This window comes from Cupriavidus sp. FW305-F7 (assembly GCF_058782875.1).
Map to the genome: position 1 here is coordinate 14942 of NZ_JBYSYC010000013.1, position 12432 is coordinate 27373.

General features: G+C 66.7%; 9 protein-coding genes. 2 read left to right on the forward strand and 7 right to left on the reverse strand.

All coding sequences use genetic code 11. The features are described from left to right. The 3 genes from AC3WL8_RS14185 to AC3WL8_RS14195 form a co-directional block, all read right to left on the reverse strand. Positions 1–927 (reverse strand): ATP adenylyltransferase family protein, encoded by a 927-nt coding sequence (locus tag AC3WL8_RS14185; RefSeq protein WP_153954785.1) that lies wholly within the window; start codon positions 925–927, stop codon positions 1–3. A gap of 34 nt (positions 928–961) precedes the next feature. Then, the gene (locus tag AC3WL8_RS14190) at positions 962–2206 is read right to left on the reverse strand and encodes an NAD(P)/FAD-dependent oxidoreductase (protein ID WP_153954786.1); all 1245 of its coding nucleotides are present in this window, start codon (positions 2204–2206) and stop codon (positions 962–964) included. 151 nt (positions 2207–2357) lie between these two features. Continuing rightward, positions 2358–3278, reverse strand: a complete 921-nt coding sequence (locus AC3WL8_RS14195; protein WP_153954787.1) for a LysR family transcriptional regulator — start codon at positions 3276–3278, stop codon at positions 2358–2360. 169 nt (positions 3279–3447) lie between these two features. On the opposite strand from AC3WL8_RS14195, the gene AC3WL8_RS14200 reads away from it, so the two are divergent. Next, the gene (locus AC3WL8_RS14200; RefSeq protein WP_153954788.1) at positions 3448–4446 is read left to right on the forward strand and encodes a Bug family tripartite tricarboxylate transporter substrate binding protein; all 999 of its coding nucleotides are present in this window, start codon (positions 3448–3450) and stop codon (positions 4444–4446) included. Positions 4447–4473: 27 nt separating this feature from the next. Further along, on the forward strand, positions 4474–5997 hold the full coding sequence (locus tag AC3WL8_RS14205; RefSeq protein ID WP_153954789.1) for an amidase: 1524 nt from the start codon (positions 4474–4476) through the stop codon (positions 5995–5997). A gap of 46 nt (positions 5998–6043) precedes the next feature. Here AC3WL8_RS14205 and AC3WL8_RS14210 read toward each other — a convergent pair whose 3' ends face one another. The 4 genes from AC3WL8_RS14210 to AC3WL8_RS14225 form a co-directional block, all read right to left on the reverse strand. After that, positions 6044–7648: a GMC oxidoreductase gene (locus AC3WL8_RS14210; RefSeq protein ID WP_153954790.1), complete on the reverse strand. Its 1605-nt coding sequence runs from the start codon at positions 7646–7648 to the stop codon at positions 6044–6046. After that, the gene (locus AC3WL8_RS14215; RefSeq protein ID WP_492378361.1) at positions 7645–9531 is read right to left on the reverse strand and encodes a preprotein translocase subunit YajC; all 1887 of its coding nucleotides are present in this window, start codon (positions 9529–9531) and stop codon (positions 7645–7647) included. The genes AC3WL8_RS14210 and AC3WL8_RS14215 overlap by 4 nt, the downstream gene beginning before the upstream one ends. Before the next feature lie 113 nt (positions 9532–9644). After that, positions 9645–10109, reverse strand: coding sequence for a (2Fe-2S)-binding protein (locus AC3WL8_RS14220; RefSeq protein ID WP_492378362.1), 465 nt, complete (start codon positions 10107–10109; stop codon positions 9645–9647). Beyond that, positions 10078–12402, reverse strand: coding sequence for a xanthine dehydrogenase family protein molybdopterin-binding subunit (locus AC3WL8_RS14225; protein ID WP_492378363.1), 2325 nt, complete (start codon positions 12400–12402; stop codon positions 10078–10080). The genes AC3WL8_RS14220 and AC3WL8_RS14225 overlap by 32 nt, the downstream gene beginning before the upstream one ends. Between the last annotated feature and the right edge of the window lie 30 nt (positions 12403–12432).

A 12432-nucleotide genomic window follows, 5' to 3' on the forward strand; every position in this document is an offset into this window, starting at 1 on the left:
TCACGTCAGGGGCAGCCAGGCGGCTGTCCCGCCCTGCCCCGCCCCTGCCGCGGCTCGCCGCAGGAGACGCATCGGGCCAAGGTTCTCAATGGTTTGCATCTGCGCAGCATCCCGGACAAATAGCGAGCCGGCGAACGCCAGGGCATTGATCGATATGCCTTCCACGCACTCCCTGGTTCTCGGCACCAGCAGCAGCCCTGCGGACATGACCAGCAGGTTGTACGGCGCCGACTGGCGCAGGCCGCCCTCGACATCCACCGCCCGCACGCCAACCGCATCAAGCAGCGCGCGGTAGCGCTCGCACGCCGTGCGCGCCACCTCTTCGACGGGCGCCGCAAACAGATCCAGCGGCGCGAACGCATGCGCGAATGCCAGGCCGGGAACGACGCCGATGGCGCCGGCGATCCGCGCCGACGCCAGCAAGGGGCCGATCGGCAGCGCCGGGCCACCCTCGGCGAGCGGCAACGGCACGATCTGCAGATGTTTGTGGCCCTGGCTCGCTCCCGCGGCTGCCCCACCGTTGTAGAAGCCCAGGCTCGGGAATTCCGCCATGCAAGCCAGCAGCGCTTCAAAGTCAGCCACGACCAGCAGGCATTCCTGCGGCTCGAAGTGCCGGGTGACAATGAGCAGATGATGCTCGATGACATTGAACTTGTTGAGCAAGGCCACATGGGTGTCGGAGATATCCGCGACAAACAGATCCGGGTCATACGGCAGGAATGGATTGCCCCCGGCACTGCTCGTCCCGCGTGCCTTGTCCTTGCGCGCCAGGCTGGACACCTGGCGGACCAGGAACCGCACACCGCCGTCCTCAATTGCCGCCTGGGAGGTTTCGATCGGGCACAACGCCCCGCTCTGCAGGGCGTGCGCCGTCCGCTGCGTGATTGCCGGCCACAGCGTGCCGGGCTGAAGGTGTCGAGGGTGCATGATCCGCTTTCACTCCCCTTTCAGCATAGCCGTCTCACGCGCCGAAGCGGATCGGATCATACGGGCGGGCATCGACATACGGTTGCTCACCGTCCATCAGTTCGGCAAGCAGCCGGGCCGTGACGGGGCCGAGCGTGAAGCCCTGGTGGCCATGTCCAAAGTTGAACCAGAGGCCACGATGGCGCGGTGCCCTGCCGACGATCGGCCGCATGTCGGCGACACATGGCCGGGCGCCGAGCCAGGGCGTGTCTTCGACTGGCGCACCGAGGCGCACCAGCTCGCGGGCGTGGCGCTCGGCATTCTGCAGCTGGATGGGGGTCGGCGTGGCATCGTGGTGCGCGAACTCGGCCCCCGTGGTCAGGCGCAGGCCGCGCTGCATCGGCGCCAGCATATAGCCGTTCTCGACATCGAGCAGCGGCATGGACGGCATCGGCTCAGCGGCATAGTGGCGATGGTATCCCCGCTTGACGAATAGCGGGAAACGATAGCCAAGCGGTCTGGTCAGGGTCGTGGCCCACGGCCCAAGTGCAATCACGGCCTCGGCAGCTTTGACCGGGCCATCTTCCGTCTCCACGGTCCAGCCGCCTTCCGTCTGTTTCAACGTTGCGGCATCACCGCGGCTAAAGATTCCGCCCTCCTTGCTGAACAGCGCCGCGTAGCGGCTTACCAGCTCGCCGGGATCAACGATGGTCCAGGGATCGCGCCAGTGAATGGCGCCGGCCACTGGCCCGCAATACGCTGGCTCGGTAGCGATCAGCCCGGCCTGGTCGAGAATCCGGCAATCGAGTCCGTGCCGCTGCGTGACTTCCGTCGCAGCGCGCGCCGCCTGGTCGAACGGCGCAGCGCTGCGATACGCCTGCAGCCATCCCGATCTGCGCACAAGTTCCTGTGCGCCGGCCAGCGCGATCAGCCGCTCGTGCTCAGTCAGGCAGTGCCGGATCAGGGCACTGTATGCCGTGACGGTGGCCGCGTACCGGTCAGGCGCCGATTCACGCCAGTAGCGCGCCAGCGCGGGCAGCAGGCTGGCGAGTGCCGCGGGGTGATAGTGGACATCGTTGCCCTGGCGGGTGATGACGCGAAGGACCGCCATCCACTCGCGCGGGAAGGCGTAGGGCTGCACCGCTTCGCGCTGGATGATGCCGGCGTTGCCATAGGATGTTTCCCTGCCGGGCGCCTGCCGGTCGACCAGTACGACCGCATGGCCGCGCTGGCGCAACGCCAGCGCCGTGCAGACGCCGACCATGCCCGCACCAAGTACCAGAATGTCTTTAGAAGCCATGGCAGATGCGGATCCTGGAGGGCAGGTTTGCGGTCCGGGTCATAGGGAGTCAGGCAATGGATGCTAATGCCCTGATTCTGCAATGCCGGCGCGTCCGGGCGGAATATCCGTCGCAATCAATTATTGGAATCCATGGTTGCCGATCCGGCAATCATGGGTCGCCTATGCGCGTGATGGCATCGGCCAGATGCTGCACGAAGGCGCGCCCCGCGGGCGGGAGGTTGCGCCGGGCCAGTGTCTGGATCTCGATATAGCGCTCGTTCATTTCCCGGTCGCGTAGCGGCACCGCGACAATGGACCCTTCCTTCAACCGCCGCCGGACCGAAAGCTCCCCATAGAAAGTGATGACACCGGCCCCCGCCGCAGCGAATCCGACCAGCGAGTCCAGGTGATTGCTGGAAAAAACGGTCTGGTAGCTGAGCCCCTGGCGGCTGCAACTGGTGTCCAGCAACTGCCGCAGTGAGCTGTCCTTGGGCGGCAGCGCGAGCGGATAGCCGATGACCTGCGACAGCGAGATCTGGCGCTGGCCCGCCAGCGGGTGGTCCGGCGCCATGACCGCGAGCACCGGGGCCGGGTGGCGCAGTTCCACCTCGATATCGAGTTCGGGGAGGCCGCTCAGCGTGACGCCGATATCCGCCTCGCCGTCGCGAATGCGCTTGGCAATGTCGCCTTGCGGGCACACGTCCAGGTCGAAGCGGATGCCATCGTATTTCTCCCGGAAACTGGCGGCCAGAGCCGGAAGGAAATCGTGCGCGATGCCCTCGACGCTTGCCAGGTGGACCTGCCCCACGCGCAAGCCACGCAGTGCCTGGATGTCACCCGTGACGCGATCGATCTCCTGCTGGGCGCGCTTGGCGTGCGCCGCCAGCATCTCCCCCGCCGCATTGGGTACCAGGCCGCGCGCGCGCCGGTCGAACAGCAATGTGTCCAGCTCGCTCTCCAGCTTGGCGATCTGCCGGCTGACCGCCGATGGCGCCACGTTCAGCTTGAGGGCGGCGTCCTTGACCGAGCCGGTGCGTACGACCTCAAGGAAGTAGCGGACGGCGGTTTCCTGCAGGATGCGATACGACATTGTCGGGGCGAAAGCGAAGCCAAGGTCAGATTCATTTTATGGATTGCCTTTTCGGCAATCAAGCTTTCGAAACATTGCGACGATGTCACGCCGGATTGATCGTACGATGAGATCACGCGGTGCCCCCACCTACTGCGCTGCGCGATACCTACCCTGCCGGAGCATCAACATGCGATCCCCCGCCCACCGCACCTTGTTCCTCCTCCTCACGGCCTGCAGCGTGGCTGCCGGAACCGCGCTGGCGCCCGCCCCTGCCACTGCGCAGGGTGGCTATCCATCCAAGCCGATCCAGCTGGTCCTGCCGTTTCCGCCAGGCGGTGCCACAGACATCGTCGGCCGCACCATCGCCCGCAGACTCGGCGAGCGTCTTGGCCAGACCGTGGTGGTTGAGAACCGGCCCGGGGCCGGCACCATTGTCGCGGCGAGCTACGTGGCCAAAGCGGCACCGGACGGCTACACGCTGATGGCCACGTCCGGCACCACGTTCACGGTCAATCCGGCGGTCTATGCAAAGCTGCCCTACGACCCTCAGAAGAACTTCGAGCCCATCGGCATGATCGGGTCGACCGGCTTGATCCTTCTGGCAAACCGCGACGTGCCGGTGAACAACCTCAAGGAGTTTGTCGCCGCGGTCAAGGCAGACCCGGGCAAGTATTCCTACGGCTCGTTCGGCGCCGGCACCACTGCCCACTTTGCCGGCGAAGAGCTGCTGAACCTCACCGGCACCAAACTGCTGCATGTGCCCTATAAGGGCAGCGCGCCGGCGATGACCGACCTGATGGGGGGCCAGATCCCCTTCAGCGTGGATACGGTGGCTGCGGCCATTCCACAGCTCAAGTCCGGCAAGATCAAGGCCATTGCGGTCACTACGGCGAAGCGCTCGTCGCTGCTGCCGAATGTGCCGACCGTCGCCGAAAGCGGCTATCCGGGCATGGACACCAGTACCTGGATCGCGCTGGTCGCGCCTCGCGGCCTGCCAGCGGAGGTCCGGGCCAGGCTGGAAAAGGCACTGGCAGACACCATCGCCGATCCGGCAACGCGCAGCCAGCTGGCGGAGAACGGCATCGAGCCCTTCTACGCGCCCGGCAAGCAGGTCGCGGCCATGATCGACAAGGAAATCCCGCAGATGCGTGCCATCGCGCAACGCGCCCATATCAAGCTTGACTGACAGCAAGGCCCCGGAGACACCTGTTCCATGACCACGCAAGACAGACTGACCTCGGCCTCGGCGGTCGAACTCCGACGACTGATCGGCTCCAGGGAAATCTCGCCGGTAGAACTGCTGGAGGCGTGCATCGCGCGCATCGAGACCTATAACCCGCTGATCAATGCCATCACGGCAACCTGCTTCGAGCGCGCCCGCAAGGAAGCGCGCGCCGCCGAACAGGCCATGCTGCGGGGCGAACCGCTCGGGCTGCTGCACGGGCTGCCGCTAGGGGTCAAGGACCTGGAGGCCACCGAGGGCCTGCTGACCACCTATGGCTCGCCGCTGTTCCGCAACCACGTGCCGACCGACGACAACGTGCTGGTGAAACGGCTGCGGGCGGCCGGTGCCATCGTGGTGGGCAAGACCAATATTCCCGAAATGGGCGCCGGCGCGAACTCGCGCAACGCGGTCTGGGGCGCGACCGGCAATCCTTTCAACCCGAACCTCAATGCGGGCGGCTCCTCCGGCGGCTCGGCCGCGGCGCTGGCCGCGGACTTCCTGCCGGTCTGCACCGGGTCGGACACCGGTGGCTCGCTGCGCATTCCCGCGGCCAAGTGCGGCGTGGTCGGATTCCGGCCCTCGCCGGGCATCGTCCCCAACTCGCGCAAACTGCTGGGCTGGACGCCGATCTCGGTGGTCGGGCCGATGGGACGCACCGTTGCCGATACCTGCCTGCAGCTGGCGGCTTCGGCCGGGGTGTCGGTGACCGATCCCTTGAGCTACGCGGTGGACGCCGCAGCGTACCTGTCGCCGGCACCGGTGGACCTGTCGAGCTTGCGGGTCGGCTGGACCGAAGACTTCGGCAGCTGCGCGGTCGACGACGGTGTCCGCCGCGTGTTCCGCGCCAGGATCGCAGAGATGCGCCACCTGTTCCGGCAATGCGACGAGGTCCGCTTCGAGCTTGGCGATGTGCACCGCTGCTTCGATGTCCTGCGCGCCGAGAGCTTTGTCGCCGGCTTGCATGACGCCTACCAGCGCGACCCCGCCTCTCTCGGCCCCAATACCCGCGCCAACTACGAGCTCGGCGCGAAGATGTCACTGGGCGACAGCGCATGGGCGCAGGCCGAGCAGAACCGTATCCTGCAGCGCTTCCAGGGGGCCTACCAGGAATACGACCTGATCCTGTCGCCAACCACGCCGGTGTCGCCCTTCGCATGGACCAGGCTGTTCGCGGACACCATCAATGGCGAAAAGCAGGAAAATTATTACCGCTGGCTGGCCTTGACCTATGTCGTGACACTGACCACGCACCCTGCCATTTCTCTGCCGTGCGGCACTGACGAGGCCGGCATGCCGTTCGGGCTGCAGGTGACCGGCCGCTTCCGGGGCGACCTGGAGACGCTGGGAGCGGCCCAGGCGATGGAAGCTGCGTTTGCCATGCTGCCAGCGTTGCGCCGTCCCGTTCCCGACCTCGCCGCCCTCAGGCCCGCCAACCCGTCGCTGCGCTCGATTGTCACCGCGCCGCCGGCCTCTGGCACGGCGCAGCAATCGGGCGGCGTTTCCGCGGTATAGGCAAAGGGGCTGAAGACACAGGAATGCGAGCGTCGCGGCCCCCGCGTCAATCTTGCTCGCGCAAGAGCATCGCCACGTTACGCTCCGCGAGCGCCGCGATGGTGCGCGAAGGGTTCAGGCCGAGCGGGCGCGGGACGATCGCGCCGTCCATGACATAGAGGCCCTTGTAGCCAAATACCCGGCCCCATGCATCGACGACTCCGTCCGCGGCGGAGGTTCCCATGTTGCAGCCTCCCAGCGGGTGCGGGGTGATCAGGTTGTGCCACCGTCGCCAGGTGAGCGGCACCCACGGATCCCCGCCGGTCGCTTCCGAGAGCTGCGTATGCGCTGCAATCATGGCCTCGATAATGGCCACCGATGCCTGATACGACCAGTCGAGCCGCAGCACCCGACGCCACGGCGCGTACCACCTGCGGCCCAGCTTCAGCTGGCCATCGCCAGGGTCCACGCCTTGCCCGAACCAGGGCATCATCCGCTCGACCGGATCGCCGTCGTCAAACAGTCCTCCGACCTCCTTCCACACGGCGCGCAGCTTGCGGGAACGCGTTCTCTTCATATGGCGTCGAATAAAGTTGCCTGCGAGGTTCGGGATGCCGCCGTCCTCGACGAAGAGCGCCTGTCCGTTCGGGCCGCCGTGGTCCAGCAGGTCGATCGCGGCGGAGATGGTCACGCCATGAGAAGGAGAGATCGTCCTGTTGCCATAGAAGGCTGGCGTCACGAAGTCGCCATTGTGGGCCCAGCCAAATCCCAACCTTGGTGAAAGAGCGGGCAGCGTGCGATGCTCATCCCGACAGCGCAGCAGTAGCTCGGTGCTGCCGATGGAGCCGGCGGCCAGTATCACCCTGGCGGCCGTGACTGTGCCAGGGCTCGTCGTTTCGTTTTCCGGGTCGATCTTCCTGAAGCAGACCCGCCAGCCCTGCTGCAGCGGCTCGATCCTGTCTACCAGGTGCAACGGGAGAATCTCGGCGCCATTGTCTTCAGCCACCGCCAGGTAATTCAGGTCCAGCGTATTCCTGGCCGATACCTGGCACCCCACGTCGCAGTTGCCGCAATGGACACAAGTGCCCTGCCACCTGCCGTGCTGGTTCAGGAATCTCTCCGAATGACGGTCATCGCGGGGGTCTTGCCGTGTGGGGTCCCAATGCTCGGAAAATGTCACCGCCAGCGGCAATTTGCGGAAGCGCCCGCCCCATCCGCAGGCTTCCGCGCCCTCGCGCAATAGCCGGGTTCGCTCGCTCAACTGGTTATCCGGCACTTCGCTCACTGCGAGCATGCGCCCGACCTCCTCGTAGTGGGCCTGCAGGCCGGCATAGGTCACCTCTTTCGGCCAGCCGTTCTCAAAGGCTTCCGGCCTGGCTTCCACGGAAACGTTGGCGTAGATCAGCGAGCCGCCGCCGACTCCGGCCCCGGCGATGACCCATACATCAGAGAATGTCCGGATATCGGCCCAGCCATTGAAGCGATTGGCGCGCTCCTGGTTCCACAGCCAGGGATCACTTTCGTCGCGCGGGTAAGTCGCGGGGCTCCAGCGCCGGCCGCGCTCCAGCACCAGCACTTTGCGGCCGGCCTGCGCGAGCCGGCACGCCGAGACCGCACCACCGAAGCCGCTGCCGATGACGACGACATCGTAGGCCAGGGCATGGCTCATCATGACGCTCCCTGTCGTTGGATGATGATTGGCTTCTCCTCAATCATCCGCACCGCCTCCGGCGGCGATACCTGGCCGTCTGCCGGCACGAAGCGGGGGCCGGCTGCGCCGGGCTGGGCGCGCACGCGCCAGGTGCTGTTAACCTTCGCCAGGCGCGCGACGCCCTCGCCCAGCTGCCAATGGCGGCAAACCTTCTCCAGCTTGAGCGGGTAGATTGTCAATTGCCCACCCTCGAACCGCATCCGCAGGAAGCACTTGTAATCGGCGATGCGCTGGGAGGAGAACACCTCCTCGGGGTGCAGACGCCACAGGGCATTGCCCAACACCATCCAGACGCCAAACAGCAGGCCGCCGAGGGCGCCGCCCAGCAGCATGGCCTCGACCACGAACAGCAAGACGGGGGGCGCGTTGTCGGCGCCAAAGACATGGAAGTTGAGGCGCAAGACGAGCCATAGCAGCGCGACTGCCAGTGCCAGGTGCAGCAGCCCGTGCAACGCGCCGACAACGCACGCCAGCCGGACGCCGCGCCTGACATCCCTGGTCGACAGCGCAGCACAACTAAAGGTGATGGCCGCTGCGAACACCACCGACGCCGGACTGTGCGCCATGACCCGGAACAGTTGGTGGAACACCTCGCCGATATTCCCGAATGTCACTTCGAGGCCGGCCAGCCGGTCCACGAAGCCGTGTTGATCGCGCCCGGGAACAGATACCAGGCTCGCGCTTTGAATGATCCAGTCGAACAGCAAGTACAGGATCGCCACCAGCGCACAGAACGAGAGGTTGCGCGCAGGCAGTTGCCACGCGCGATTGCGCAATTTCCGGGCGGTCGCCTTTTCCGGATACGCCGACTTCAGCTCGTAGAACTGTCTGGCCGGACCCACCACGATAGGCCTCGGTGGATCCGGCAGCAGGTGTGTGCCGTGAAGAAATGCGCCGCCGCCGCCGCAGGTGATGCGATGCGGTCCCGCCGTGCCCGCTCGCGGCACGTAGTGCGCGTAGTGGTGCGAGTTGCCGGCCAGCACCAGTGCGAGCCGATCGCCCAGCATCCCCTCGATCTCGCTCAGGCTCCGAAAGCGCGGGGTCTTGGTCTCGATCGAAGGCATGGCCCGCCGCTCGCCGCGGCGCACGCGCTCCATCTCGTCGATCCAGCTCGCCTCGGGCGCGCACAAGACCACGCGGTCACCGGGCTGCAGCGCCGTGCACAGCTTCTGGAAGTACTCGCGCTGCGGCCGGTCGATTTCCGACTCCAGTTGCAGGTCCAGGCCCCAGATCCACCAGCCGCCGGGCAACTGCAAGGCATAGTAGCCGGTGCGCTGGCGTGTCTCCCAGCCGCCCACGGGCTTGCCGCTGCAGAACAAGCGGGCGAAGCCACGCAAGCCATCGTACCAGTCGTGATTGCCAGGCGTGGCGACCATCCACGGCGCGTCCAGCGGCAACTTGATCGTCTGGTCGCTGTACACGGGGTGAACAGCCTCGACTGGCGCAGGGAACGCCGCCCGGAAAGGATCGACGAAGCGCGTCCGATAGCCATCATGAGCAGGCGTCGGATACACCTGGTCGCCGCCCAGCAACAGCACCTTTGCCCGCGGCAGCGTCACACCTTGCTCGCGCAGCGTCACCGCGTGACTGACGCACAAGGCCATGGAGTAGGTCGAGTTCCAACCGTCGCCGGTGTCGGCCAGATAGTCGACCCAGACACCGCCGTGCTCGTCAGCGGGCACCGGGAGCGGTGGATTCGGATTCAGTGTGGTGAGTGCCGCCTGCACCATGCGCTGGTCGGCAAAGGCGCCGATTGCCATCGCCACGGCGACGCGCATGGCGGTGAACGGCAGCTGTAGCGGGCTCAGCCAGTTCACCATTGTTCTTTGGGTGTAGAGTTCCACGCGCCCGGTCGCAGCAGATGCGGAAGGGATCGCCGCGGAGCCGGCAGCATCGGTCGCCGCTTGCGAACCACCCGGATATAGCGACGCTGGTGCTGACCCGGAATGTTCCACCATCATCCCCTTAACATCCCCACCGCTTCCGCAATCGCCCGCCTGATCCGCGGGTACGTGCCGCACCGGCAGATCACGCAGCTCATCTGGTCGGCGATCTCCGTCTCCTTCGGATTCCGTGTGCGCTTGAGCAGCGCGCTCGCCGCCATCAGTTGCGCGCTCTGGCAGTAGCCACACTGCACCACCTCGTGCTTCAGCCAGGCCGCCCGCAGGGCGCTCGCCTCGGGGCCGTCGAGTCCTTCGATGGTGACGATCTTCTTCCCTTCCATCTCGCTCGCGTGGTGCTGGCACGACAGCAGCATCTTGCCGTTGGCATGCACCGCGCAGGCGCCGCACACCCCCACGCCGCAGCCGAACTTGGTGCCCGTCAGCTTGAGCTCGCAGCGCAGCACCCACAACAGCGGCGTGCAGCCGTCCGAGCGGATTTCGACGCTCTTACCGTTGACACTGATCTGATTGTCGGGCATCGCAGGCTCCGGAAGGCGGTAGGGTCTTCAGCAGCGGCAGGTCGCGCAAGCGCTCGCCGGTCGCATGGAACAAGGCGTTCGCCACCGCCGGCGCGATCGGCGGCGTGGTGGACTCGCCCACGCCCTGTGGCGAGCGCATCGAAGGCATCACGTGCACCTGGATGTCCGGGCAGTCTCGCAGGCGCATGGCCGGAAAGGCGGTGTAGTAGTCCTCCTGCACCTTACCTGCCTTCAGCGTGATCTTCTGCCACAGCGCCGCCGACAGCCCGAACACGATGCCGCCCTCGACCTGCTGCTCGATCAGGGTCGGGTTGACCGGCATGCCGCAATCGATGGCGCAGTAAACGCGATCCACGCGGACCTGCCCCGCGTTGTCCACCGACACCTCGGCGACCTGCGCCACCACGCTGCCGAACGACTCGTGCAGGGCCACGCCGCGCCCCACCTTCACCACACCAGGCTGCTTGCGCAGGGGCTGGCCCCAGCCCGACATCTTTCTTGCCTGCTCCAGCACCGCGCGCTGGCGCTCATCCCTGAGCAGGCTCATGCGGTAGTCGAGCGGGTCCACCCCGACCGCCACCGCCAGCTCGTCGACGAAGCTCTCCATGAAGAAGGCATGGTGCGAGTGCCCCACCGAGCGCCAGTAGCCCACGGGGATGGCGAGGTCCACCGTCTGGTGGCCGACCCACACGTCCGGCCAGTCATAAGCCTGGTCGAAGGCGCCTTCCACCGTGGACTTGTCCAGCCGCGACACGAAGATGTCGGGCAGGCCAAAGTTGCGCTTCGCGACGCCCTCCAGCACTGACTGGCTGGCCGAGATATTGCGCACGGCAATGACCTTGCGGTTCCCGTCGAGCCAGGCCTCGAAGCGCGACACGCTGGCCGGACGGTAGAAGTCATGCCGCATGTCCTCGGGGCGAGACCAGATCGTCTGCACCGGCACGCCCTTGCGCTGCGCGGCGATGGCGGCCGCCTGGCAGATGAAATCGACTTCGAGCCGGCGCCCGAAGGCGCCGCCGATGGATTGCTGGCGCAGTTCGACCTTGTCCGTGTCCAGCCTGAGCGTCTTCGCCACGCAGCGGCGAGCCAGTCCGGGCATCTGCGTGGCGGCCCACACGATGGCGCGGCCCTCCTGGACCAGTACCGTGCAGTTGACCGGCTCCAGCGCGGCGTGAGCGAGATAAGGCGCCGAGTACAAGACCTGAATGGCGGGCTTGCCCTGCTTCATGGCGCGCCCATTGCCATGCTCGTACCAGACGCGCGGGTTGGAGGCGTCAAGCGCCTTCACCAGCGTATCGCGGATGCCGTCGCTCGACAGGGTCCGCGCCCCGCCCTCGTCCCACTTGCACTGGACCTTCTCCACCGCCTGCATGGCGATCCACGCATCGCTGGCGATCACCGCCACGCCGCCGCTGCCGCCCTGGAGCGGAGGCAGCGCGACCACGTCGAGCACGCCGGGCAACTTCTTGACGTCGTCGGGCGGGGATCCCTGCAGCGTGCCGCCCAGGGTCGGACACATCTGCACGCTGGCGTAGACCATCGCGTCCGCCACCACGTCGATACCGAAACTGGCCGTGCCATGGAGCTTGGCAGCGGCATCAAGGCGCGCCGCGCGGGTGCCGATGAGCCTGTAGCTGGCCGGATCCTTCAGTTCGACCTGGCGGGGCAAAGGCTCACGCGCAGCTGCCGCGGCCAGTTCGCCGAAGGTGGCACTGCGCCCCGACGGATGCACCACCTTGCCGGCCTGCGCGCGGCACGCCTCCGCCTTGACGTCCCACTGCTTCGCCGCTGCCGCGCACAGCATCATGCGCGCAGCGGCGCCGGCCTCGCGCATCGGCGTCCACAGGTCTCTGATGCTGGTAGAGCCGCCGGTGAACATCAGGCCCACCTCGCGCACGCCCTTGCGCGTGAACCATTCGGCGGCGCGCCTGGGCCACCCCTTATCGTCCGGACGGAATGGCAGGTTGGCGACCACGCCCTCGATGTTGTTGTACAGGTTGTCGACAGGCGACGGCTCGACGCGGATCTGCGACCAGTCGGCCTCCATCTCCTCGGCCAGCAGCATCGCCGCGCCGGTATGCACGCCCTGCCCCATCTCGGCCTTGTTCATGACAACCGTGACGGTGTTGTCGGACGCCACCTTGACCCAGCCGTTCAGCGCGACCTGCCCGTCGCGCACGGCCAGCGGCTCGCCGCCCGCCAGGCGCTGGCGCGGCGGCAGCCAGGCCCATCCGATCACCAGCGCACCGGCAGCGCCCGCACCGCCGAGCAGGAAGGCTCTGCGCGTCAACATGGCAAGACTGGCGGATCGATCATCATAGAA

Excerpts from the sequence above, each read along its gene's own strand:
- AC3WL8_RS14185 (WP_153954785.1), bottom strand. The coding sequence starts at position 927 with ATGCACCCTCGACACCTTCAGCCCGGCACGCTGTGGCCGGCAATCACG.
- AC3WL8_RS14190 (WP_153954786.1), bottom strand. The coding sequence starts at position 2,206 with ATGGCTTCTAAAGACATTCTGGTACTTGGTGCGGGCATGGTCGGCGTC.
- AC3WL8_RS14195 (WP_153954787.1), bottom strand. The coding sequence starts at position 3,278 with ATGTCGTATCGCATCCTGCAGGAAACCGCCGTCCGCTACTTCCTTGAG.
- AC3WL8_RS14200 (WP_153954788.1), top strand. The coding sequence starts at position 3,448 with ATGCGATCCCCCGCCCACCGCACCTTGTTCCTCCTCCTCACGGCCTGC.
- AC3WL8_RS14205 (WP_153954789.1), top strand. The coding sequence starts at position 4,474 with ATGACCACGCAAGACAGACTGACCTCGGCCTCGGCGGTCGAACTCCGA.
- AC3WL8_RS14210 (WP_153954790.1), bottom strand. The coding sequence starts at position 7,648 with ATGATGAGCCATGCCCTGGCCTACGATGTCGTCGTCATCGGCAGCGGC.
- AC3WL8_RS14220 (WP_492378362.1), bottom strand. The coding sequence starts at position 10,109 with ATGCCCGACAATCAGATCAGTGTCAACGGTAAGAGCGTCGAAATCCGC.
- AC3WL8_RS14225 (WP_492378363.1), bottom strand. The coding sequence starts at position 12,402 with ATGTTGACGCGCAGAGCCTTCCTGCTCGGCGGTGCGGGCGCTGCCGGT.